Origin of the sequence: Dolichospermum heterosporum TAC447 (assembly GCF_024584745.1) — a bacterium.
Classification (GTDB): domain Bacteria; phylum Cyanobacteriota; class Cyanobacteriia; order Cyanobacteriales; family Nostocaceae; genus Dolichospermum; species Dolichospermum heterosporum.
The window spans coordinates 1,819,750-1,844,377 of sequence record NZ_CP099464.1; the positions used below are offsets into that span (position 1 = coordinate 1,819,750).

Annotated in this window: 23 protein-coding genes, 1 tRNA gene and 3 pseudogenes; 14 read left to right on the forward strand and 13 right to left on the reverse strand. The window is 39.7% G+C overall.

The features are described from left to right. The first annotated feature begins 17 nt into the window (after positions 1-17). The 5 genes and pseudogenes from NG743_RS08245 (at position 18) to NG743_RS08265 (ending at position 5,590) form a co-directional block, all read left to right on the forward strand. Positions 18-831 (forward strand): annotated as a pseudogene (locus NG743_RS08245) (carbon-nitrogen hydrolase family protein). A gap of 139 nt (positions 832-970) precedes the next feature. Continuing rightward, positions 971-1,042: transfer RNA gene (locus tag NG743_RS08250), tRNA-Gln, on the forward strand. Positions 1,043-1,761: 719 nt separating this feature from the next. Next, positions 1,762-1,878, forward strand: a pseudogene (locus tag NG743_RS08255) (endonuclease V); the annotation flags it as partial. Between the two features lie 231 nt (positions 1,879-2,109). After that, on the forward strand, positions 2,110-4,320 hold the full coding sequence (locus NG743_RS08260; protein WP_035083197.1) for a GumC family protein: 2,211 nt from the start codon (positions 2,110-2,112) through the stop codon (positions 4,318-4,320). Positions 4,321-4,444: 124 nt separating this feature from the next. Further along, positions 4,445-5,590 (forward strand): SpoIID/LytB domain-containing protein, encoded by a 1,146-nt coding sequence (locus NG743_RS08265; protein ID WP_027404053.1) that lies wholly within the window; start codon positions 4,445-4,447, stop codon positions 5,588-5,590. Between the two features lie 100 nt (positions 5,591-5,690). Here NG743_RS08265 and NG743_RS08270 read toward each other — a convergent pair whose 3' ends face one another. Next, the gene (locus tag NG743_RS08270) at positions 5,691-6,944 is read right to left on the reverse strand and encodes a hypothetical protein (RefSeq protein ID WP_257121839.1); all 1,254 of its coding nucleotides are present in this window, start codon (positions 6,942-6,944) and stop codon (positions 5,691-5,693) included. A 131-nt stretch (positions 6,945-7,075) separates the two neighbouring features. Between NG743_RS08270 and NG743_RS08275 the strand changes: the two genes are divergently transcribed. The 4 genes from NG743_RS08275 to NG743_RS08290 all read left to right on the forward strand — a co-directional run bounded on the left by NG743_RS08275 (position 7,076) and on the right by NG743_RS08290 (position 9,336). After that, positions 7,076-7,552, forward strand: coding sequence for a hypothetical protein (locus NG743_RS08275; RefSeq protein ID WP_027404051.1), 477 nt, complete (start codon positions 7,076-7,078; stop codon positions 7,550-7,552). A gap of 246 nt (positions 7,553-7,798) precedes the next feature. Then, positions 7,799-8,068: a 30S ribosomal protein S15 gene (rpsO, locus tag NG743_RS08280; protein ID WP_027404050.1), complete on the forward strand. Its 270-nt coding sequence runs from the start codon at positions 7,799-7,801 to the stop codon at positions 8,066-8,068. Between the two features lie 12 nt (positions 8,069-8,080). Further along, positions 8,081-8,551 carry a PAM68 family protein gene (locus NG743_RS08285; protein ID WP_027404049.1) on the forward strand — a complete coding sequence of 157 codons (471 nt, stop codon included), beginning with the start codon at positions 8,081-8,083 and terminating at the stop codon, positions 8,549-8,551. A gap of 212 nt (positions 8,552-8,763) precedes the next feature. Beyond that, on the forward strand, positions 8,764-9,336 hold the full coding sequence (locus NG743_RS08290; protein ID WP_027404048.1) for a Uma2 family endonuclease: 573 nt from the start codon (positions 8,764-8,766) through the stop codon (positions 9,334-9,336). 107 nt (positions 9,337-9,443) lie between these two features. On the opposite strand, the gene NG743_RS08295 is transcribed toward NG743_RS08290, so the two are convergent. The 4 genes from NG743_RS08295 to NG743_RS08310 form a co-directional block, all read right to left on the reverse strand. Then, a complete protein-coding gene (locus NG743_RS08295; RefSeq protein WP_027404047.1) occupies positions 9,444-9,773 on the reverse strand; it encodes a hypothetical protein in 330 nt (109 codons plus the stop codon). A gap of 327 nt (positions 9,774-10,100) precedes the next feature. Then, positions 10,101-10,343, reverse strand: coding sequence for a hypothetical protein (locus tag NG743_RS08300; RefSeq protein ID WP_027404046.1), 243 nt, complete (start codon positions 10,341-10,343; stop codon positions 10,101-10,103). After that, positions 10,336-10,533: a hypothetical protein gene (locus NG743_RS08305; protein WP_027404045.1), complete on the reverse strand. Its 198-nt coding sequence runs from the start codon at positions 10,531-10,533 to the stop codon at positions 10,336-10,338. The genes NG743_RS08300 and NG743_RS08305 overlap by 8 nt, the downstream gene beginning before the upstream one ends. Positions 10,534-10,597: 64 nt before the next feature. Then, positions 10,598-10,843, reverse strand: coding sequence for a hypothetical protein (locus NG743_RS08310; RefSeq protein ID WP_071992842.1), 246 nt, complete (start codon positions 10,841-10,843; stop codon positions 10,598-10,600). Between the two features lie 263 nt (positions 10,844-11,106). On the opposite strand from NG743_RS08310, the gene NG743_RS08315 reads away from it, so the two are divergent. The 3 genes from NG743_RS08315 to aroF all read left to right on the forward strand — a co-directional run bounded on the left by NG743_RS08315 (position 11,107) and on the right by aroF (position 12,864). Continuing rightward, positions 11,107-11,376: a type II toxin-antitoxin system Phd/YefM family antitoxin gene (locus tag NG743_RS08315; protein ID WP_027404043.1), complete on the forward strand. Its 270-nt coding sequence runs from the start codon at positions 11,107-11,109 to the stop codon at positions 11,374-11,376. Next, on the forward strand, positions 11,363-11,644 hold the full coding sequence (locus tag NG743_RS08320) for a type II toxin-antitoxin system RelE family toxin (RefSeq protein ID WP_027404042.1): 282 nt from the start codon (positions 11,363-11,365) through the stop codon (positions 11,642-11,644). The genes NG743_RS08315 and NG743_RS08320 overlap by 14 nt, the downstream gene beginning before the upstream one ends. Positions 11,645-11,823: 179 nt before the next feature. Continuing rightward, entirely contained in the window at positions 11,824-12,864 is a 1,041-nt protein-coding gene (aroF, locus tag NG743_RS08325) for a 3-deoxy-7-phosphoheptulonate synthase (RefSeq protein ID WP_257121840.1), read from the forward strand. A gap of 60 nt (positions 12,865-12,924) precedes the next feature. Here aroF and minE read toward each other — a convergent pair whose 3' ends face one another. The 5 genes and pseudogenes from minE to NG743_RS08350 form a co-directional block, all read right to left on the reverse strand. Beyond that, positions 12,925-13,230, reverse strand: a complete 306-nt coding sequence (gene minE / locus NG743_RS08330; RefSeq protein ID WP_027404040.1) for a cell division topological specificity factor MinE — start codon at positions 13,228-13,230, stop codon at positions 12,925-12,927. Positions 13,231-13,267: 37 nt separating this feature from the next. Further along, on the reverse strand, positions 13,268-14,074 hold the full coding sequence (gene minD, locus NG743_RS08335) for a septum site-determining protein MinD (RefSeq protein WP_027404039.1): 807 nt from the start codon (positions 14,072-14,074) through the stop codon (positions 13,268-13,270). A gap of 209 nt (positions 14,075-14,283) precedes the next feature. Continuing rightward, a complete protein-coding gene (minC, locus tag NG743_RS08340; protein ID WP_257121841.1) occupies positions 14,284-15,465 on the reverse strand; it encodes a septum site-determining protein MinC in 1,182 nt (393 codons plus the stop codon). 519 nt (positions 15,466-15,984) lie between these two features. Continuing rightward, positions 15,985-17,313: a four-carbon acid sugar kinase family protein gene (locus tag NG743_RS08345; protein WP_193962575.1), complete on the reverse strand. Its 1,329-nt coding sequence runs from the start codon at positions 17,311-17,313 to the stop codon at positions 15,985-15,987. 298 nt (positions 17,314-17,611) lie between these two features. Next, positions 17,612-17,809 (reverse strand): annotated as a pseudogene (locus NG743_RS08350) (hypothetical protein); the annotation flags it as partial. Between the two features lie 1,161 nt (positions 17,810-18,970). Here NG743_RS08350 and ctpB point away from each other — a divergent pair. Then, the gene (ctpB, locus tag NG743_RS08355; RefSeq protein WP_027404035.1) at positions 18,971-20,305 is read left to right on the forward strand and encodes a carboxyl-terminal processing protease CtpB; all 1,335 of its coding nucleotides are present in this window, start codon (positions 18,971-18,973) and stop codon (positions 20,303-20,305) included. Positions 20,306-20,746: 441 nt separating this feature from the next. Here the strand turns inward: ctpB and NG743_RS08360 are convergent, their stop codons facing one another. Continuing rightward, complete coding sequence (locus tag NG743_RS08360; protein WP_027404034.1) at positions 20,747-21,613, reverse strand: hypothetical protein; 867 nt, start codon at positions 21,611-21,613, stop codon at positions 20,747-20,749. 47 nt (positions 21,614-21,660) lie between these two features. Continuing rightward, complete coding sequence (locus NG743_RS08365) at positions 21,661-22,251, reverse strand: DUF1517 domain-containing protein (RefSeq protein ID WP_257121842.1); 591 nt, start codon at positions 22,249-22,251, stop codon at positions 21,661-21,663. Positions 22,252-22,436: 185 nt separating this feature from the next. Between NG743_RS08365 and NG743_RS08370 the strand changes: the two genes are divergently transcribed. Continuing rightward, complete coding sequence (locus NG743_RS08370; RefSeq protein ID WP_027404032.1) at positions 22,437-23,294, forward strand: prephenate/arogenate dehydrogenase; 858 nt, start codon at positions 22,437-22,439, stop codon at positions 23,292-23,294. Between the two features lie 77 nt (positions 23,295-23,371). On the opposite strand, the gene ychF is transcribed toward NG743_RS08370, so the two are convergent. Further along, the gene (gene ychF, locus NG743_RS08375) at positions 23,372-24,463 is read right to left on the reverse strand and encodes a redox-regulated ATPase YchF (protein ID WP_027404031.1); all 1,092 of its coding nucleotides are present in this window, start codon (positions 24,461-24,463) and stop codon (positions 23,372-23,374) included. Positions 24,464-24,628: the final 165 nt, after the last annotated feature.

Genomic DNA, 24,628 nt, shown 5'->3' on the forward strand with positions numbered 1-24,628 from the left:
CGTTTGTTCTTGAATCTATGAAGTCTTATTTAGCCGCCGCTATTCAAATGACCAGTGTGCCTGATTTACAAAAAAATTTGGCACAAGCAGAAGAATTAATTGATTTGGCTGTGCGTCAAGGTGCAGAGTTGGTGGGTTTACCAGAAAATTTCTCTTTTATGGGGGAAGAAAAGGATAAACTAGCTCAAGGAAATGCGATTCGCTCAAGCAACGGAAACATTTCTCCAAAAAATGGCACAACGCTTTCAAGTTACCATTCTCGGCGGCGGCTTCCCTATCCCTGTAGATAGTAGTGGTAAAGTTTATAATACAGCATTACTGATAAATGCCAACGGTCAAGAACTCGCCCGTTACCAAAAAGTCCATTTATTTGATGTCAATGTCCCTGATGGTAATACCTATCAAGAATCCAGCACTGTCATGGCTGGACTGGAATTACCTCCCGTTTATGCTTCCCCGGAGTTAGGGAAAATTGGCCTTTCTATTTGCTATGATGTTCGCTTTCCCGAACTGTACCGACATCTATCCAATCAAGGCGCAGATATTCTATTTGTTCCCGCAGCCTTTACGGCTTTTACTGGTAAAGACCATTGGCAAGTATTACTCCAATCTAGAGCGATAGAAAATACCTGTTACGTTATTGCTCCCGCCCAAACTGGTACTAATTATGACCGTCGCCAAACTCATGGACACGCCATGATTATTGACCCTTGGGGTGTCATTTTAGCAGACGCTGGGGAAAAACCAGGAGTGGCGATCGCCGAAATCAAACCCACCCGACTAGAACAAGTTCGTCGCCAAATGCCATCCCTACAGCATCGCGTATTTTAGCCACACCCCGGCAGATACCCGACCTCTTCAAGAAGTCGGGTATCTATTTGGGATCTATTTCCTAAGTCAGCAAAATCTTTTTCCCAAAACACTTGACATTATCTGAAGAGAACTGCTATATTCTCTATAGTGAATTCGTTGGGGCGTAGCCAAGTGGTAAGGCAGTGGGTTTTGGTCCCGCCATCCCTAGGTTCGAATCCTAGCGCCCCAGTCATAGAAAAAGCAAGTTTTAACGACTTGCTTTTTTTTATACTCAAAACAGTTGAAACATGGACTTTTGTAAAATTACAAAAAACCTTGATTTGTAGGGGTAAAGCAAAAGCTTATTGGTGTCAACTTAACGTAAAACATCTATCCCGCAAAGAACTCAAGTCGTCTCATTCCCAGTCTCTGACTGGGAATGAATTCTAGAAGGCTCTGCCTTCAATGATATTAGAGGCAGAGCCTCATTAACTGCATTCCTAGTCAGAGACTAGGAACGAGATGTGGTAGGGATTTGAGATTAAGTTGACACCTATGAAGCTCTTGCTTTACCCCTGCGTTTAGAATCAAACAATCAAGCCGTTTTGAGTATATCAACAAGAGTCAAGGTACAGATTGCAGTTAGGCAGCTAGGTTTTTATACAGGTTGATTACCGTTCCTGTTGTGAACAGTATAACACTAGAGAACGCAAAAGATAAATTCTCTGATCTTTTTAACCCACCTTTGCTAAAAAGAAACTCTATGCGGTTAAAACCGCAGGAGTCGATTATATCTCAGGGAACCAAGTCACTGAGCTTTACGCTTACCGCGAACTCCTGTAAAACCTGTTTATGTCTCTAGTAGTTCGTCAAATTTATTTTGACGGGTAATGAGCGGAAAAAACTTCTGTTCTTCCCTCCCCTGCCCCCCCTGCTTGCCTTCACCCGTCATTTTCGGGTTGACAGACTACTAGTGGTCATCGGATTAGCTTACCAACAGCAATTGAATATGTATTACACTGTACACCAAAATATAGCTTACCAGAAACTACCCGCATTGCTGATAAATTAGCCTCTGCAAGATAAATATTCCCACAATATTTGCAGAAAATTTATGTTCCTCACACTGATTAGACATATACCTGTTTGAAGGTATTAGCCAAGAACTACTTGCTGAATACGTTCTGTTAAGTATATCTGTAATCATAGGAAGAATAAGTATTGATTATTATACAGAAAACATTGGGTATCAAATATCTCTAAAAGTTTTCTAATTATCATCTTCTTCCAGATATATTGTTGCAATATGAGAGGAATATGATTGTGGCTACAAATGCGATAACATTGAAAAAATTACTTACTAGCTCTACACATAAGGTAATTGATATCAAAAAAATAGTTCCAATTGCACTTTATCATCGGTGGTTAATATTAGGGATTTCCTGTGCAGTCATGTCAGTAACAAGTCTGATAGCTATCACTACTAAACCAACTTATCAAAGCTATATGCAAATATTGGTAAGTTATAATTCAGATAAATCTTTACCAAATAGCAAAATCGAAAAGATAACAGAAGACTTACGTAAACCGCAGCTATCATCCATTGACTACAGTAGTCAAGTTAAATTAATGCTGAGTAGTAAATTACTACAGAAAACTGTAAATTTACTTCATGCTGATTACCCACAAATGACCATAGAAGATATTTATAATAACAGCAAAATTGATGAAGTTTCATCCTTAGGACTAACTCAGTTACCAGTAGATACAGGAGTTAATCAAAATTTCACCCAAGTATTTTTACTCTCTTTTACAGATAAAGATCCTCTCAGAACAAAAAGAGTATTACAAGCTTTAGAGAAAGTATATCAGGACTATAATACCGATCAAAAAAATCAGCGGATTAATCAAGCATTAGCTTTTGTTAATACCCACATACCACAACTACAAAAAGATGTATTAAAAGCTGAGAAAAAACTAGAAAAATTTCGTCAACAAAATAATTTAATTGATCCAGTTTTACAAAGTCAAATTTTATTACAGTCTTTAGCAAATATTCAAAAACAGCGGCAAACAACTCGCGCTCAACTGCAAGATGTTCAAACTAGACATAACAGCCTAGAACAAGCAATTGAGTCTTCCAATCGAAATAACATAAATATAAATTATTCCCCGGAATCTAGCCAAAATCAAGCCTTAATTAGTGAATTTAAGCAAACAGAACAAGCCTTAACGCAAGCTCGTTTTCTTTATACAGAAAAACATCCTATCATCCAACAACTGAAGCAGAAACAGCAAATTATCAGTACATTATTACAACAACAAGGACAAAATAAAACTATTACTATCAATAGTAAATCAAAATTATCAAAACAAATCATCCCAAAGGTAGAAAATGATTTAACTCAATTAAAAATGAACGCATTAGGACTAATTGCTCATGATCGTGATTTAGCAGCATCTGAACAAGAAATTCGTTCTTTGCTGAATACATACCCAAGTTTAATTACAGAATACAAGAGGTTAGTTGCCAACATAGAAAGTTATCGCAAAACACTGCAACAATTGACGCAAGTGCAAAATTCATTAGGTGTTAAAATCGCTCAAGAAGGTTTTAATTGGCAAATTTTAGAAGAACCCGCTTTAGGAATACATATAGGTAATTTACGCTGGTTACTGATTTTTGGAGGAATATTAATGGGTCCAATATTGGGTTTAGCAGCAGCCTTAATTTGGGAAAAATTTAATAATGCAATTTTCTATCCTCATGATTTACAAGATTTGACTAATATTCAGTTATTGGGGTCAGTACCAAGATTAGGAAAACGTCAAAATAGTTGGAAAAACCAACTCCAATCTATAGTTAGAGATAAATCTAAAAGTGTAGATATTTCTCATCCAGGAATTATCAAAAATTTGCCAACTCATAAAACATTGGATATTATTTACCAGAATATTCAGATGTTAAATAATTCTCTACCTTTAAAATCATTGATGTTAACTTCTGCACTACCAGGAGAAGGAAAAACAACTTTGGCTTTAGGGTTAGGAGCTAGTGCGGCTCAAATGCACCAAAGAGTATTAATAATTGATGCTAATTTGCGTTCTCCCAGTTTACATAAAATTCTAGGGCTGACCAATGATTGGGGTTTATCCTTATTACTGGTTGATGATATCAATACATCATTTAATACTTACATTCAGCCTATCCACCCAGCTATTGATGTTTTAACTGCTGGTCCCATACCAGAGGATGTGGTAAATCTGTTAAGTTCCGGGCGAATGCAAGAATTAATGAATTTATTTGAACTAAACTATGATTTAGTCTTAATAGATGCACCCTCTGTTTTAGATACAGTTGATGGCAGAATTGTGGCTTCTTTATGTAATGGGATTGTTATGGTAGGAAGGATTGGTAAAGTTACACCCCATAAATTGATGGAAGCTACAGAAATTTTAAGCAAGTTAAATTTAATTGGCATTATTGGTAATGAAGTCTATGATTCTCCCCAAATATTGACACCATGAAAAGAGGATTCAGGAGTTTAGAAGAAGAAAGAAGAAAGAAAATTACCCAGTTTCCAGTTCTCAATCTGTCTGTTTAGAGAATTGCTGAACTAGAATAGTAGACGCTTGTGATCAAACAATTAGCATGAAATTCCAACTTTTATTAGGCAATTTGTTTTCTGAGATGAAAGGTAGACATTGGTGGATAGGTATCCTGATCTGGTTTGTATTACTTGCTCCTGCACAAGCATCTGTAATTCTGCGTGTGGCAATTGAAAGAGAAGTCAAACAGGTAAAAGTCGGTGCTTCCACAACCGCTATTGTGAAAGATAGTAGTGGTAAGACTCTTGGAGAACTACCGGGAATGAGTGCCTTTGCGGCTCAAGCAGTTCCTGGGGGAGTAGCTTTAGATAGATGGCAATCCGGGTTATTTTGGATAGAACCCACCAAGAAGGGATATGTTTATATTGGCGATCGCTGGTTTCGTGGTAGAACCCTAGTAGTCCCCACAGCCAATGGTTTAACCGCTGTGAACTGGGTAGATTTAGAAGAATATCTCTACAGCGTCATTGGTGGAGAAATGGACACTAGCTGGCCACAGGAAGCCCTGAAAGCTCAAGCCATAGCCGCCCGTACCTATGCCCTCTATGAACGCGAAAGACAACGGGGAAATCCCGTTTACGACTTAGGAGATAGTCCAGACCGTTGGCAAATTTACAAAGGTGTCAGTAGTGAATCCCCCAAAACCTACAGCGCAGCAGACACCACCGCCGGCAAAGTCCTCACCTACAACAACCAAATCATTCTTTCCGTCTTTCATGCTTGTTCCGGTGGACACACGGAAAACGTCGAAGATGTTTGGACTAGCAAAGAACCTTACCTGCGGGCTGTTCCCGACTTTGATCAAAATATCAAAGAATGTAACTGGGTAAAAACCTTTACCCCCGGAGAAATTAGCACCAGAATTTCCGGTGTCGGCAATGTCAAAGACATGATTATCGAAACTCTCTCACCTTTCAAAAGTGTCAAATCCCTAAAAATTATTGGTGATAAAGGGACTAAAATTCTCCAAGGTGAAGAAGTGAGAACTGCACTCAGAATTAAAAGTACCCGTTTTACTGTTAATAAAGACGCAAATGGCGGTTTTGTTCTCCAAGGACTAGGTTTTGGACACGGTGTAGGAATGAGTCAGTGGGGAGCTTACGAACTAGCAAAACGTGGTGCAAACCACCTGCAAATTTTAGGATACTACTACAAAGGAGTAGCCCTGACACCTATTCAAGCAAAGTAGGGGGAGTAGGGGGAGTAGGGGGAGTAGGGGGAGTAGGGGGAGTAGGGGGAGTAGGGGGGAGAAAGAATTTTCCCAATGACAACTGACAACTGACAACTGACTAATCACCTATTTGCTTATTCTGAAATTCCTGTTCGAGTAAATCTGTATCTGTGGAATAAACAGCATCTTCCTTACCAATCACTTTTTCTGTAGCAAATTCACGAGCAAAAGCGATCTTTTTCTGTAAAGAAGTATCCGCACCCGCTAATAATCTAGCCCGTTCTTGGCGTTGAAGATTGCGAGTAGAAATCTCATCATTGCGTCGCTTAATCCAGAAATACCGAATTAAGGGAATAGCGAGAAACCCTGTACCATAAGCCAATAACAATCCATAAATACCCTGCACAAAAGCCACCAATCCGCCAATTTGAGCCGCAATTGTGCCATTTCTTAATAAATTGCCCAAAATTAAAGCTCCAACAAAATTCACTCCTCCTAAACCAGCACTGAGGAGAATTTGTCCAGAACTAGCCGCACTGAAATTCCAGGAAAATTCATGGAGATATTCAGATATTGAACGCCGTTGCTTTTTACTAGCTCTTACTTGTAACTCTGGGAAATAATAGACTATTTGCCCGTCAGAACTTACCTGGGGCATTCCATTAAATCTTACCAGCACAGGCAACATATAATCCTCATATTCTTGTTGATATTTTTCGCCAACATCATCCAAATAAGGAGCAATTTGTTCTGCAACCACAGCACCTTGATTATTACTAATCACAGCCCCAATTTCTTCCCAACGGCGTTCTTCCAAACTGGCATTAGGATCACCATCACCAAACAAGAATGAAAACACAGCCTCAAAAAAATTCATTTCACTACCTTCGCCCCGTTCCCTCAGTCTTTCTTGCCGGGTATCACGATAATTTGGGCTAAAATACCAGAATAAATCCGGGAAAAAGAAGAAATTATTACCTCTAGAACTACTGCGATTATCATCATCCCGATTTGAACTAGCAGTCATAATAATGATAATAGTTACAGTAATCAGCAAGATAGAAGCAACTAAAAGAATGCCAAAAGAAATCCGAATTAGGTAAAATAGCACAGACCAAACTTTTTTCCACCACTCCCGCAACCGTATTTGCAAATATTTATTGCGTAAAATATCCCGAAAATTGCGAGGAAATTGATAAACAACATCACCTGATTCTGCAACCTGTAAATGTCCCCCAGCATCAGCCGCTAGAGCTAATAAACTTTGATTGACTTCAGCTATATTTAATCCTATCTGGGTGGCTACATCACCAACCGTGACTCGGTAGCCTAGTTGTTCCACAGAACGCATAATAGCGGGATTGGGAGTCATAAATCTTCCCTTTTGTTATATTTTGGTTTACCTTTATTCAGTATAATTGAAGCTAAATTTCTTTTCATTGCAGTTCTTAATTACAATCATACTTTTCACAAATTAGCTAGATAGGACTTATATATACAGCTATGGTTCAATACAGCCTCGCTCAAAGCCCAGAAATTATCCTGACAGTTCCTGGTAAAGATTCCGCTAAAGCTCGTGACAAAGCAATGGATCAGCTAATGGAACTCATGGACGCGGGTGAACTACCCACAGAACTAGAAGAAGGATTTGGTCCGCAACAATTAATAGAGGTGAAAGAACCAACCACAGATACTTCTAGCCGTGAAGATGAAATTACCCAAGCAGTACAAATCCTGAGTAATTTAGCTTCATTAAAATTAAAAGTCCAAGAATCACGCACTGAAGCCTTAGAAATTCGTCAAGCCATTGATGTCCTATTTTCCGATAAATCCGTCACTGAGGAAGAAATAACCCATCTTAAAGAAGGTTTTAAGGTCTTGAAAAATTTTGCTCAAGCCAACCTGCGTTACCAGGAAGCCAGAGGAAAAGCAGAACAAGCTAGACAAATTCTAGATCAAGCTCTCAAATCGCCTGAGTAATTGGTCAGTTGTCAGTTGTTAGTTGTCAGGAAGAAGGCAATAGGCAATAGGCAATAGGCAATAGGCAATAGGCAATAGGCAATAGGCAATAGGCAATAGGCAATAGGCAATAGGCAATAAATATTCTCCCTGCCCCCTGCCCCCTGCCCCCTGCCCCCTGCTCAGGAATTTGCCACAGGAATTGATGGGTGTGATATTATGGGAGACTGCTACACAAACTTAAGAAAAATAAGAATTTAATCGATCATGGCTCTGACGCAACAGCGCAAACAAGAACTCATTTCTGGATATCAAGTTCATGAAACCGACACTGGTTCGGCTGATGTCCAAATTGCAATGCTAACTGACCGCATTAACCGCCTCAGTCAACATTTGCAAGCTAATAAGAAAGACCATTCCTCCCGTAGAGGACTATTGAAGATGATTGGCCAAAGAAAGCGTCTTCTAGCTTATATCCAAGCAGGTAGTCAAGAAAAATATAAAGCTTTAATTACTCGTCTTGGTATTCGCGGTTAGGAACTAATTCTTATGGCTGCTGAAGAATCGGAACGTAGTGCCTTACCTTTTGAGCCAAACAAAAAGCGTCCAAAACCCGCTAAGGCTATTAGTCAACCCGTTATCAAAACCAAAGAACCTCAAGAAAAATCGCAACAGAAACGCCGTTATTCTAAACAAGAAATGGCAATTCCTGAAGTGGTCAGTCAACGCATGATTCGCCGAGTGGCTGGGTTTTGTGGTGTCCCCACATTTTTAGGTATTACTAGTTTGGTAGTTAGCTATCTGCTAGTTACCTTGGCTGATATTCAACTTCCCCCTATCGCCGTTTTATTGGTGAATATGGGATTGTTTGGTTTAGGTGTGTTGGGAATTACCTATGGTGTTCTTTCCGCTTCTTGGGATGAGGAAAGACCGGGAACTATTATGGGTTTGGATGAATTTAGCACTAACTGGGGAAGGATGACCGAAGTTTGGCGTGATACCCAGAAAAAGAACGTCTAATAAGCAGCGTCCAGGTAATAACTGTATATGGGGTAAGTTGGAAAGACTATATTTTTCTGGTTTATACCCAATATTCAGCAAAAAATACCTGGCGCTACATTTGTATTTATATGTTTAACTCCAGATATTTTTGATCAACACGGGAATTGATTCATGAACAAATTGGTAAAAGATTTGACGATAATTTTCAAATTATCAAAAAAGGAAAAATTATGCAATCTCCTCTTTACCTGTTCACTATTACAGAATATTTGGAATTAGAACAATCTAGCGATGTTCGTCATGAATATTTTGCTGGTGAAGTCTTTGCTATGGCTGGAGGTAGTAAGGAACATAATATAATCTCTGGCAATGTTTACTCGCGGTTACGTTCTCGGTTACGGGGTAGTTCCTGTAATGTTTTCATGTCTGATATGAAAGTGAGAATAAATTTAGCCAATGACAATAAAACTATATTTTATTATCCTGATGTGGTAGTCAGTTGCGATACTGAAGATCAAGATCGTTATTTTTTGAATTATCCTTGTTTAATTATCGAGGTGCTATCACCAAGTACAGAAACTATAGATAGACGGGAGAAACTTGTTAATTACCGCAGTTTAGCAAGTTTGAAAGAATATGTTTTAATTTCGCAGGATGAAGTTAAGGTAGAGGTTTATCGTCAAGATGAAAAAGGAAATTGGACTATACAAACTTTGATTAATCGTGATGATAAATTACATTTAGGTTCCGTTGGCTTGATTCTAGAAATGGCAGATATATATGAAGATGTTATTAATATTTAATTTTTTAATTTAGTGGGGGACAAGAACCCCACCCCCAACCCCCTCCAGTATCAAAAGCTTATCCTTTTCTCCGCTGCGGGGGGATTTAGGGGGGTGCGAGGAGGGGGCTATAATATACTCGATAGTAGTATTTGCGTTACCGCATCGGGAATATTCTCTAAAGGATTACCACTCATATCCAACTTCCGCAAATTAGGAAAATCCAATAGTTCGACAGGAAGCGTTTTTAAATTGTTGCCGGAAACCTTTGGGACGAATGACCCGTTTCCTATTAGTTCATAACCTTCTATCTGCTTTCCTAAAATCAAAGATTCAAGGTGCCGTAATTTACCAATTTCCACAGGTAATTCAGTCAAATTTTGTCCTGATAAGTCTAACTCTTGCCAATTTTCAGCCGCAGCGCGATCTATCAGTACCAACAACTCATCCTGCGTCATAATTCCAAAGGTCAAGGGTAAGAGAAAAGAAGATTGATGAAGATTATTTTAACTGCTTGGAGCAAAATTTTATGTTGTCTGAATCACAATGTCTGGGTACTGAGCGAAGTCGAAGTACAGGATTTAAGGATGAACAGGATGAAAATAGGGCTTTTATTGCCTATTACCAGAAATAGCCAAAATATCTAAAATAGTCATTCTATGCAGACCTATACTATTACAAATGCGCGTAATATATGGTTTTGAAACAACGAATCCCCGTAAGAGGACTTAAACTACCGTTTAGAAGCCTGTAAACCTTTAGTAGATAGTTTCAAAACATCTAAATTAAGCTACAATTTTGACTGATTTGATGCCTTTGCTACACCACTGAATTAGTAGCCAACGGTCAGAATCTTTGTCTAGAGCAGGTTTAAGCCGAAAAGCAAAAAATTCTTCCCAGGCTTCTACACCATGTTTTGTAACAAATTGTTTCTCAACTTCTTTAAATCTTTCCCAATTACGTTCTGCTATAGCAGTCAGCATGGGGATTAATTCAGTGATAGATATAGAAAGTGTTGCTTCACTCATTTGGGTATCCCTCGAAAATACAAATTATTGGTAAAACTTCGGCTTCGGTATCAATGACTTCGATTAATCGGAGTCCCCGTTTTTTCCCTATCTTTTTGCAGTGTTCCTCAGATGCTGTTGGTAGCCAGTATCTTGACTCTTTTACAGGGTCAAACTTCCCTTTAGAGCGTTTAATATCATCCTCTTTCATGCTGATTTTTGCTAACTTGCTCGTTTGTTTTGAAAGATAGCGAAGCGCTCCCCCAGGAATCGCATTAACTGGTTTTTTCGCCTTCGCTATCTTCTTTAACCCAATTACCTATAGCTATTTCTACAGCTTCACTTTGTTTAATATCCCTATAAAAACAAGCGGTTTTAAATTGCTTGTAAAGCTCTAGTGGAATATGACCGCTAATCTGTTTGTAATTGGGATCACGTCTTTTATCCATATCAATATCAAAAGGTAAGTATATAGAAGATTTTACTCTATTTTTCGTGTTCACCATTTTGTATGCTGACATTTTAGCGTGACAACATTACTTTAACAACAGATGAGTAAATCAGTCGAGTATCAGTTTTACAGCAAATTGTCATCAAACCTGGAACAAGAACCCCACCCCCAACCCCCTCCAGTATCAAAAGCTTATCCTTTTCTTCCCCCCGCTGCGGGGGGATTTAGGGGGGTGCGATGAGGGGGCTAGGATGTACCTTATATTATATGATTGGAAATCGCTGTAAAATATTTATGCTAGAATATAGTCAAAATGTCTAAAATAGTCATAGTATGCAAACCTATAGTCTTACAGATGCGAGAAATAAACATGGTGAGGTTTTTGACAAAGCTGCTATAGAACCAGTATTACTAACTAAACAATCACGTCCTAGTCATGTCATTATTTCCGCAGATAGCTACCAAAAATTAATTAATAGATTGCAAGAATTAGAAGATATGCAGTTAGTTCAAAATGCTGAAACTGCTTTGAGTCATTCAAAAATGGTGGGTACAGAGGCTTTTACATCTGCACTGGAGCATTTTGCTAATGGCGCGGCTTGATGGTTTAGCAACTGTTCTGGATTTTCTCAATGGTTTACAACCTAAAATAGCAGCGCAAATAGCAAAAAAGGTTTTGGCTTTGAATGTTGAACCTTTACCAAATGATAGTGAACAACTATCTGGTTATCAGGGTTTTTATCGAGTAGATAGTGGTGAATATCGAATTGTTTATAAATACTTTCCAGATCAAGATTTAGTAGAAGTAATTTTAGTTGGTAAGCGCAATGATGATGATGTTTACAAAAGATTAAAACGGTTATTAGGATAAACTGGTTCTTCTACTAATTCAAACAACAAACTAGGAAATTGTTTGAACTTTTCTAGTAAAATTCAGCACAAACTACTGTCTATTTAGGAAAAAGTACCTGACGCTACATTTTTTTTCATAAGTTTTTCTTGTTAATCTAAAGTTAGTTAATCAAAATTTACTTAGAAAGGAACTCATAAATGATTATCGTCATGAAGGTTGGTTCCCCCCAGGAAGAAATAAATCGCATTACTACAGAATTATCTAGCTGGGGACTAACACCCGAAAAAATTATTGGTCAACATAAGGTGGTCATTGCTTTAGTTGGGGAAACGGCTGATTTAGACCCCCCCCGCATTCAAGAATTGAGTCAATGGATTGAACAAGTATTACGAGTGGAAGTACCCTATAAACGAGCCAGTCGTCAGTTCCGTCACGGACAAGGCTCTGAGGTGGTGGTGAATACTCCTCAAGGTGATGTGGTGTTTGGTGAACATCATCCTTTGGTAGTTGTCGCTGGACCATGTTCTGTGGAAAATGAAGAGATGATTGTAGAAACGGCACTGCGGGTAAAAGCGGCAGGAGCGAAGTTTTTACGCGGTGGGGCATATAAACCCCGCACGTCACCTTATGCTTTTCAAGGTCATGGTGAAAGTGCTTTGGAATTGTTAGCTACAGCCCGGAAAGTCAGCGGGTTGGGGATTATCACCGAAGTAATGGATACGGAAGATTTGGAGAAAATTGGCGAAGTTGCCGATGTGATTCAGGTGGGGGCGAGAAATATGCAGAATTTCTCCATGCTGAAGAAAGTGGGAGCGCAACCCAAACCAGTGCTGTTAAAACGCGGTATGGCTGCCACTATTGAAGATTGGTTAATGGCGGCTGAGTATATTTTAGCGGCGGGCAATGCCAATGTAATTTTGTGTGAACGGGGAATTAGAACTTTTGACCGTCAGCATACTCGCAATACCCTGGATTTATCGGTTGTACCAGTATTGCGAAAATTGACCCATTTACCGATTATGATTGATCCTAGTCATGGTGTGGGTTGGTCTGAGTTTGTCCCTGCTATGGCTATGGCGGCGATCGCAGCAGGTACGGATTCGTTAATGATAGAAGTACATCCCAATCCAGCTAAAGCCTTATCGGATGGACCCCAATCTTTAACCCCAGACCTGTTTGATAAATTAATGTCAGAATTGGCGGTGATTGGTCAAGTCATGGGAAGGTGGTCAAATTAATGCCGCCATTCGCTTTTTAAGGTCCAATCCCAGACAATTCAGGGCGCAGACCCTGCGCCCCTACAGTAAGATGTCACTACTTTCTAGAACCGTTTCATCTAGGCTTTCTTTAATCCTACGGATTGGTAAATTAGCAATTAAAGCTGTTGTCCGTTGGCTGCTTTCTAGGCAAAACTCTAAACCGTCTGTTTCTATTTCGACATAGCGACAAACGATTTCCAGGATTTCCCGACGCATTTTTTCTAAAGTTTGGGGGTCTAAGTCCGCACGGTCATGGGATATTACCACTTGCAAACGACGTTTAACGTCATCGCGGCTGTTATCGGGACTACGAACAAAAAATTTTTCTAAAATTTCAAGAATCATTGCGGGTATGTGTAAGGCAGAAACACTGGTAAGTAAATTAAACAATCTTTGACCACAACATCTTTCTCAACCGAGAGAAGATGTTGTTATTAGATGAGTCAAGTTCCAGAAATTCGACAGTTTCCCCTTCCAATCTCCGAGCAATATTCTCAAAAGCGGTGGCAGCTAAAGAGGAAGTGTCTGATAATACTAAAGGTTCGCCGCGATTGGTAGAAACAATCACCCGCTCATCGTCGGGGATGATTCCAATTATGGGGATGGCGAGAAGTTCCTGAACGTCTTCTACAGACATCATATCATTTGCCTGTACCATTGCCGGTCTAATCCTGTTAACTATTAAGTTAATTTTTTTGACACCTTGGGCTTCGAGTAATCCCACTACCCTGTCAGCATCACGGACGGCAGAAATTTCGGGAGTGGTAACAATTAGGGCTTCTTTAGCGGGTGCAGTCGCATTTTTAAACCCCATTTCAATTCCTGCGGGGCAGTCAATCATCACATACTGGTACTTTTGCGCTAAAGCATTTACCAGTAACTTCATTTGGTCGGGTGTAACGGATTCTTTGTTGCGATGTTGGGTAGCTGGGAGAAGTACCAAATTAGGTTGTCGCTTGTCTCTAACTAAAGCTTGTTCTAAACGACACTCCCTTGCCAAGACCTCTACTGCTGTATAAACAATACGATTTTCTAGTCCTAGAAGTAAATCTAAATTTCTCAGCCCAAAATCTGCATCAATTAAGGCTACTTGTTTGCCTCTTTTGGCTAAAGCCATCCCTAAATTAGCTGAAACTGTGGTTTTACCGACTCCCCCTTTACCGGAGGTAATGACAATAATGCGAGTCATGATAATGCTTTATGAAAGTTCAGGGAACAACAATAAAATATTTTTATTGCTATTGATTGATTCTAATTTAGTAACCTAACAAAAATTAATTACATATCCAGTATATTGCAGGTAAATGAGGTACAAATATTAATTATCAAACCTTGCCCCGAAAGGGTTTTACTGCTGACTGTTAAAAACTGCCGTAGATTCTTAACTGAGCAAGAATCTTAGATCAGATTTTGTGTAATTAATTGCATTCGACTACTTAATTGACTGCGGGAAAAATCATCGGCTTTAACAATGCGAATTCCTTCAGGTGTAATATGTGCAACTTCAGGAAAGAAGCCGGTGAGGGTTTTTTCTGGGGATCTAGCAACAGCATCAGCTATTCGCAATTGGGTTGCTTCCATTTGCAAAGCCATGATCAGAGATTCCCGATTCCCACCGGCACCAGCATGGGCAACTCCCCGCAATCGTCCCCAAATGAGAATATCCCCATCGGCAATAACGATACCACTAGGATTGATATCTCCCAAGATGATTACCGTACCGGGATGACGAATTTCCACACCTGATCTGACCGTCATTTGCAGATAGAGGGCATCTGCTAGGGCGCTGGGAGTCGGTTGAATATCCGAGGTGAGGGATGTTTGGAGTTGGATTTGTTCTACGGAATAACCCAGGGTACAAGCGGCGATCGCAGTTTGCCTTCGACTGGTAGCTACAGATTTTAGTTGAATTTGGTATGTATTTAAAGTTTCTGCCAAATCTTGCAATTGTCTGTTATCTAACAATCTATCTTTGGCTACTAGATGCAGGAATGTATTTGGTTTCCGTAAGCGATCGCCCGCATTGAGACGCTGTTTCATTTGTTGCCAAATTTCCCCCCAATTAAATTCTGATGCCGGTACTTGCAACTCGGTGGGCAAAATTAATAATAGTCGCTCTCCTTCAGTTTTTAACTGAACTTGAATATTATGATCTACCTTTTGTTCTATTAATTCTAAATCAGGATTTGGTAAATTAGCTAAAATAGCACCAGCCCCCCCCCCATTAGGAATATTAAATTCTGGATTTTCAGCAGCAGAATTACCCTTTAAATAAGCAATTACAGAATTTAACTCTGAATTAGTAGGGATAATGGGACTAGATTCTACTTGATAATCATCAAAATCTGTATTTACCTTGCCAGAGTTAGAATTATTTACCTCTTGATCAACTTGATAAAAAACCGAGTCTGATTTAAGAAATTCAGACTTTATTTCATCAGGTTTAGCAGAATCAGCAACATCTACATTGTCTGGGACGGAATGGGAATTATTTACCTTTTTATCAACCTGATGAAAAATTGATTCTGACTTAGGAAATTCAGAATTTATTTCATCAGGTTTAGCAGAATCAGAATTCATGCAGCACTAGCCAAAATACACTAAAATTTGAGATTTTCATAAAAGATTGAGAATTGGTAATGGGTAATGGGTAATGGGTAATTGGTAATGGGTAATGGGTAATTGGTAATGGGTAATTGGTAATTGGTAATGGGTAATTGGTAATTGGTAATTGGTGTCAACTTAAGTTAAAAATGGCTTATCTGTTGGCTTCCACACCCGCCCGTAAATGAATTTCCGGGCTAATAGCGAAAGTAAACTAAAGTTTACTCAAAAATTTCCGGGTTATTTAGTCATCTTCAGATGACTTCTGCTATTAGACTGGGAATTCATTCCCAGGCGGCCTCTTGCCTCTTGCCTCTTGCCTCTTGCCTCTTGCCTCTTGCCTCTTGCCTCTTGCCTCTTGCCTCTTGCCTCTTGCCTCTTGCCTCTTGCCTCTTGCCTCTTGCCTCTTGCCTCTTGCCTCTTGCCTCTTGCCTCTTGCCTCTTGCCTCTTGCCTCTTGCCTCTTGCCTCTTGCCTCTTGCCTCTTGCCTATTCCCTATTCCCTATTCCCTATCAATCTTTGATAAACTAATCCTAAAGCATCAGTATTACCGACATTACCGGGAAACAACACCACTGGCAAATTAGGAAACAGGGGATGATCAGATGGGGTAATTACCATTGAACAACCTGCTAAAATTTGACCAAGTAATCGGGCTGAAGTTAAAGCCAGTCCCGTACTCAAGACATCGTTAGAAGTAATACCCCCCTTACTGATTAGGAATCCTAGATCAGATGGTAAACCCTGGACAATATCCATAAGTAAAGCTGAAACTGTATTGCCAAAATCTAATCTAGTTTTGACATCTTTAAAAGCCAATTCCTGACGGCTAGTATAAACTACTGGCGTTTTACCAGCACCATGTACTACTTTGACATTTTCGATAATCTCGATTAGCAGTTTAGCAGATTCATTTACCCCATTCTCCAGTAATCTGCCCACATTCACTTCTATACCTACCGTCCCCTCAACTTGTAATAATGATTCTAACTGTTGAGTTGTCTTTTTAACGTGAGAACCAACAATAATTACACCGGGTTTACCACCGCGCACATATTTTGCCATATTTTCAGCAGCAATGGGTTGGGGTGGCAAGGCAGCCAAAGCTGTTAAAATACTAGCAGCAGAACGGAATAAAAAGCGTTTTCCCCGACTTGCGGCTGTTAATACATCTACCGCAAAGGTATTCAGATCCTCTTGATTTTCCCCGTCTACAACAGCACACTGATTATTCTCAAGTTGTAACAAACTTTCTAAACTACCAGCACGGATATCTGCGAGTAAAAATCTAGTAACATTATCTTCTTTAATCCGCCCCTTAGTTTTTTCTTCTACATATTTAGGCAGATAGCTGTAATTATACCCAAAAACAGAATCACGGGCAAATTCTGTTTCATGTACAGGAGTGGGAACATCATCAATAATTAGATAATGAATACTGTCGCGGGTAATTCTTCCCCCTTCAAAAAATGCTGGTACAAGAAAATGAGCATCAAAGGGACCGAGTTCTTCGGAAATCACATCAGTTTCTATGGGATAATGTCCCCGTAAGGTAGAGTCAGAACGACTAACTACAAGAAAATCGGCGATTTTTTCCGCTGCTAAGGCAAGTTTCAGGTTATGACAAACTTCTCTAGTGACAGATGCGGCTGCTTCCGGGGTGAGGGAACGAGTATTTGTTAAAATAAAGAAAATGGGAGCATCATCTTTTAGTCCTAAACGTAAGGTTTCTACATCCCAACGCATTAAGAGTAAACAACTATGGACGGTTTGTGAACCAGTGGGATCATCATCAAGGACAATTATTTTAGGTTGGTTATTCATAAATATGTGAATCGTGGTATATATTCGACATCTAAAATTTGATCAATTGTGTAATGGCAAATTGGAGGAAAGCAATTTAAACCACTTTTCTTCTTTGCTTGTCGGGCTGCCGTATCAAATGTTTTACCTCTCCCTAGCCCTCCCCTTTATAAGGGGAGGGAACTGGATTTTTATTGTTACCCCCCTAAGGGTAAAGGGGGGTAACAATGTGATGAAAATTACGGGATACCACTTTTAAAACATCCTCTAAGGCAATCTGCAATGATTGATTAGGAAGTTGAGCATATTCACTAGCTTAACTACTAACTTGTAAGGGTTGCAGATTAGCTAAATTATTTACCACTAAATCTTGGTTATTAGCAAGCAGTCTTTTATTATCGCGCAAAATCCGTTCACTTATCAAAGCGCGGACTAAATCTTCTCAAATTAGTTGTAGTGCAGATATTACCTGTTCTCTGTCGCTAATGTTACTTTTGGTGTTACCGGAGTTAGTTAAGTAGGTGAACACAATAAAACCAAACTGTGTAAAGAAACGTAAAATCGCTGAAAACTTCTTTACTTTTACCTCTTGCCTTGCTATAACGACAATTTTCAACGCCAACCTACTTAAGGGACTTCCAATTAAAAAAATACCCAAAAATTTCTTGTGGTGCGGGACGAATTGCCCGCTAATCATCAAGGACGGGCAGGATGCCCATCCCACAAAATTGGGTAATTTATTTTTTGGTGTTCCCTAAGAGGACGGTTGAAAAGTTTTGGCTCTTGCGTCTCTTTTATGGTGATTGAGGATTGATGATAACAAAACCCTTACGGGACAAGGGTTATAAACAATTATTTCCATATTTTCAATGAAATGCCTACACAATAAGGCTTTCAATGATTTTGAACCAGGGTTTCCATAAAAATAACCGAAGAACCAATATTCTCTTTTACAAGGGGATTGGTAGAACCGAATATTCTTAGTTAAGACTTTGAGAACTTTGACTTTATTGGTTCTAACTTCATTGATTTCAAATGTATCACCAAAGGTTAAACTAAACAAACTTTACCTAAAATATGCTATGCTAAAGACTCTATAAGCTACTGTTTGCCCAGGGTTGCCCAGAACTGACAGCGTAGCGTGGCGTAAGCCATAGTTCAGGGCTAATAACTCAAGTCCGTTTTAACGGACTATAAACCTCATGAGTCTCAAAACCCCTTGAGTATGGCACTGAGGATTAAAATAACACCATTATTTATGAATGATTAGTCTGAAAATTCAAAATTTTTGTAACAATTGCCACAATTCCTTAAATCTGCCCTGAAAATGAATTAATCAAGTTGATAGTACATTTATCAAGCATAAATAGTTAATAAAACTTTAACTATCTATTGAGGCAAATCACAGCTACTCAGCGAAGAAAGTGCTATGGTGAAGGGAAATAATTGGGCATTTACAAATTACGCTCACCTAAGTGTTACATACTTAGGTTATTTTGTAAAAAACTGATCAACTCGAACCGTATTTGTTAACCGACAAATAAAATATCTAACTCATCATTAACAAAAAACCAAAAGGTAGATGAATTATCAAGGTTATTAGGATAAAAAAACTAGCAAACATCAGAAAATTCTGATTGATAAACTGTCAAAAACACAACTATTTCAGCTAATATACATGAACCAATCTGCGAAACGTTACTCACCGCTCCAAGCTGCCCTGATTGGTGGAGCGATCGCCACAACTGCTACTATATCTGTATTCGGTCAAGCTTGGACACGCTGCGTTCATGCTGCTTTACAAGATAGTCCGAAAGCATTAGTTGACCAAGTTTGGCAGTTGGTGAATCGTGAATATGTTGATGGAAAATTTAACCAACAAGATTGGCAAGCGGTCCGGCAAAGTCTATTAAGTAAAGACTATACTTCCAAAGACGAGGCTTATGTGGCAATCCGCGAAGCTTTACAAAAGCTAGGTGATCCCTATACCCGGTTTATGAACCCCAAACAATATGAATCCCTGACAAACCAAACATCTGGGGAAGTTTCCGGGATTGGGATTCGGATGCAAGTTAACGAAAAAACCAAACGCCTCACGGTTATAGAAGCCATAGAAAACTCTCCAGCCCTCAAAGCTGGACTGAAATCAGGCGATGAGATTTTGGCAATAGATGGCAAATCTACCCTAAAAATGACAGTAGAAGATGCCTCAAAATTGATTCGTGGTCAAATAGGTACTTCTGTCAGCTTAGATTTAGAAAGACCAAATAACAAATTTAACGTTAAATTAACAAGGGCAACTATAGAAGTTCCCACAGTCCGGTATACCCTCAAACAAGAATCTGGTCGCCGAGTAGGATATATTCGGTTACAAGAATTTAGCTCCCATGCGGCGGATCAAATGCGGGTAGCCATTCGCACTTTAAACAACCAAAAAGTTGATTCCTACGTTTTAGATTTGCGAGGTAATCCTGGTGGTTTATTAAATGCGAGTATAGAAATCGCCCGGATGTGGCTAGATGATGGTCATATCGTCAAAACCGTAGACCGCAAAGGATCAAGCTCTCAAACAAAAGCCAATCAGACAGCAATTACCAAGCTACCTTTGGCAATTTTAGTTGACGGTAATTCCGCTAGTGCTAGTGAAATCCTCACTGGCGCACTCAAAGATAATAAACGGGCTGTAGTTGTTGGTAGTCAAACCTTCGGTAAGGCTTTGGTACAGTCAGTCCACGAACTAGGAGATGGTTCAGGTTTAGCTGTGACTATTGCCCATTACTATACACCAAATGGTACAGATATCAATCATAAAGGGATTGCCCCGGATATCAAGCTGGACTTGACTCAAACTCAAGAACGCCAATTAGCTTCTAATCCGAATTTAATTGGTACAAATAGCGATCCCCAATATAGCCGTGCTATTGCTGTTCTTTCTAATGGCAAATTAGCACAATCAGTGACAAATCAAAATCCTCAGTCTATTAGTGTCAGTGCTAAAGACTTGAAGTTTTAGCTTAAACAGTAAGTAGGTTGGCGTTGAAAATTGTCGTTATGGCAAGGCAAGAGGCAAGAGGCAAGAGGCAAGAGTGAAGAGGGTTTGGGCGATTTTACGTTTCTTTACACAGTTTGGTTTTATTGTGTTCACCTACTTAGAAGTTTTCATCTATTTGAACCACAATTATCAGACCTAACCCCCAGCCCCTTCCCTACAAAGGAAGGAGGGTCAATCAAAACCTCTCTCCTTGCAGGAGAGAGGTCGTTTTGTGGTCTATTGACCTGAAAATAAGTAATTGGACAAAAATATTTACAGTCATTGCGAGGGAAGGGAAGCAATCACAACCATTGGAATTGCTTCATTTCACTTCGTTCCATATAGCTAACGCCACGCTGCGCTAACGCAATGACATTGTGTAATTAATTCTGTCTCACTACTTAGCTGTAGTGAATCAATTCCCTATCTTCTTCTGCTACCGAAACCGGAAGAACGACGACTGGAAGAACGTCCACCACTACCAAAACTACTACCAGAACTGCGTCGGGTAGAGCTAGAGTTACCAGAAGGACGAAGGTTACTAGAACCAAACCCAGAACCAGAAGCTCGTCCATTGGTGGTGGTGCGGTTTGCGGTTCCTGAAGACGAATTTCTGCTGTTTCCTGTGGTGCGGAAAGCCGTGCGATTTCTCACTGCTGCGGGTGGTTCATTGTAGCGAGAACGGTAACTAGAAACAGCCGAGTCATAGTTAGAACCATAGCCACCGTAACCATTCATGATTCCACCGGGCTGATACACGGGGGGAACATAATACTGAGGTCTAAATAACATACTACTAATAGCTTGACCTGCAACATTACCAACTAAAGCTCCTGCAAAAGGGGCCCAAAAACTACTTTGCTGACGGACAATTACAGTTTCCGGTTGTCCGGTTTGGGGATTATTTCTGGTTTCGGTGACATTGTGGATATACTCAAGTTTGAAGTCTTCAGTCATGTATAAGATTGGCTGACTATTCTCTACTTTTAAGTAAGTTTTCTTACCTGCTTTGATTTCATCATCATTTAATCGTGCCATTTGCAGCTTTTCTGTGGCAAAGCTGGGGGGATTGTTATTGAGTAAAAACAAGGTATACTCACCATTGGCATCGTTGTATGTACCCTGTTGTACTTCATACTGACCATCATTTAACTTGGTGGGAGTAGCGGTTTGGCTAACGTTCTTACTTGAGGAATTAGTGCCGTTTCCTCCTCCACAAGCGACAGTTGTTAAGCACAAGGTCAAGGCTAAACAAACAATCGTAAATTTACGTAGTATGCTGATCATCATCGTGTTTATGTTTGTTTTCGGGTACTCATTACAGACTAACGAATCATTTACAGAGGAATCAATTCTGGATAATATTCCAATAATTGGTCGCTGGAAAGTTTATCACCTAATTGGGCTGGGGAAAAATGCACTTGGATAGCGTGGAGGTTATGTTTGTAGTGTAGATTAATTAGAGCTTTTAGGGCTTCTTTCAAAGCTGGAATGTTACCCAAATCGGTTTCTAACTCTGGAACTTCCCCTGTATAAGCGACTGTAATCATGACAACGATGTTACGGGTGACGGGAAGTGATAAAGGCTGATTTGAGGAAGTTGAATTCAAATCCAGATTAGCTCCATATCTTTGGGCTGAGTCTGTGAATAATTCATTGATATAATCTCCTGCTTCCCCTTCATTCCAAAAGACATCACCTTCATTGGCCGCAGAGAACCAATAGTCATCATATTGGAGGAAAGTTTGGCATAGTTCCACCAGTTGTTCTCCTAAAACTTCTAGCTCACCGTCAGCATTAATCGCTGCGCTGGCGGCACGATTGAGAGTGCCTAAGATTGGTGCTACTTCATCTCCCTTTAAATGCAAAAACAACCGACAGACAATATAGCGAGTTCTGCCTATCATCCGATTAAATGTATCACGCATTTTTGTCTCCTGTAATTTCAGTAAATGTTGACAACTGCATATTAACCAATGCAGTAAAATTCTTTGATAAAATCTGCAATCACGGAAAAATCAGGTATGATGTCTACCCTGGTATTGCCAACTTTGAGAGTTGGAGTTGGTAAAGTATCGAGAGAATAAGTAAAAATTAAATTTTCAAAATGACGATGAAAATTGGTATTGTAGGACTGGGGCTCATTGGTGGTTGTTTAGGTTTCGATTTACGATCGCAAGGACATTATATTTTAGGTGTCAGCCGTCGTGAATCAACCTGTGAGAAAGCAATTAAACTTGGTAGTGTTGATCAAGCGTCGGTGGACTTGAGCTTGTTGGCATCAGCAGACGTTGTATTTATTTGTACCCCTATAGGACTGATAGTCCCCCAAGTGAAAGAATTAATAACTCATTTACCAAAGACCACTATTATCACTGATGTTGGTTCAGTTAAAACACCCATAGTGGAAACGATTTCTCCTTTATGGGAAAATTTTGTTGGTGGTCATCCCATGGCGGGAAAAACTGATGTTGGTATAGAAGCAGCACAGCGAAATTTGTTTGTCAATCGTCCTTATGTATTAACGCCGATGGAGACAACACCTGGTGATGCTGTGATAATTGTAGAAGAAATTGTGCGATCGCTCGGTTCTATTATCTACCATTGTCAACCAGAACAACATGACCGGGCTGTGAGTTGGATTTCTCATTTACCTGTAATGGTGAGTGCCTCTTTGATAGCAGCTTGTTTAAGTGAGAAAGATCCAGAAATTGCTACATTAGCCCAAAATTTTGCTAGTTCAGGGTTTCGAGATACAAGTAGGGTTGGGGGAGGAAATCCCGAATTAGGAGTCATGATGGCGCAATATAATCGCCAAGCATTATTACATTCTCTTCATCAATACCGCGAAAATTTAGACGAATTTATTCATATAATTGAGCAGGAAAAATGGGAATTGTTAGAGGAAAAGTTTAAATTCAATCAGCAAGCGCGTCCTGATTTTGTTGGAGTCAGGAATCAGGAGGAATGATCCAGAACTTGAAAAAGTGCTTGGTTTGAAATATAAATGAGGGCGCAAGCCCTGCGCCCCTACGGCTTTATTGCGATTTACACATTAAATCGGAATAATAGTACATCACCTTCTTGGACAATATACTCTTTTCCTTCACTTCTGACTAAGCCTTTTTCTTTGGCTGCACTCATTGAACCATGAGTTACTAAATCATGATAAGCTACAGTTTCTGCCCGAATAAATCCCCGTTCAAAATCAGAGTGAATGACTCCTGCGGCTTGAGGTGCAGACATCCCGGCATTGATTGTCCAAGCACGGGTTTCTTTCGGTCCACAGGTGAAATAAGTCCGCAAACCTAAAAGGGTGTAAGTTGCCCGAATTAAGGATTTTAAACCACCTTCTTTCACACCTAAAGATTCCAGAAAGTCAGCTTTATCGGCTTCTGGTAATTCGACCAATTCCGCTTCTACTTGGGCAGAAACTATGACAACTTGGGCATTTTCAACCGCCGCAACTGCTCGCACTTTTTCGACAAAATCATTACCTGTAGCTAAGTCTTCTTCAGAAACATTAGCAGCGTAGATAATAGGTTTATTGGTAAGTAATCCTAATCCCTTAATAATTTCCGATTCTTCGGCATTTAAACCAACTTGACGAACAGATTTACCCTCATTTAAAGCGACAGCTAATTTTTCCAGAATTTCTATTTCCGATTGGGCATCCTTGCTGGTACGGGCAAGTTTACGAGTTCTTTCAATACGTTTTTCAATTTGGAATAAGTCCGATAAACCAAGTTCTAAATTAATGATTTCAATATCTCGCACTGGGTCAACAGAACCGGCTACGTGAATGATATCATCGTTTTCAAAACAACGCACAACATGAACGATCGCATCAACTTCCCGAATGTGGGATAAAAATTGATTACCCAGTCCTTCTCCTTGACTTGCACCTTTAACTAAACCGGCAATGTCAACAAATTCAACACGGGCAGGTATAGTTTGCACTGAGGTGGCAATTTTGGCGAGAACGTCTAACCGGTCATCGGGGACTGAGACCATACCAACATTCGGTTCAATGGTGCAAAATGGGAAGTTAGCGGCTTCAGCTTTAGCGTTAGCGACTACAGCGTTAAATAGGGTTGATTTTCCGACGTTGGGAAGTCCGACAATTCCGGCTCTTAGCATTGCAAATTTTAGATTTTGGTTTCAAGTATAAGGATAATTCAAACAGGAGGATGGTTGGAGTTAATTCACAAAAAGACTTTCATCCTTCCTACATTTGGCAGGTATTTTGGGAATTTTGGGAATTATCCATAACCCAATGATACCAAGGTTTTTAGACAATGACAT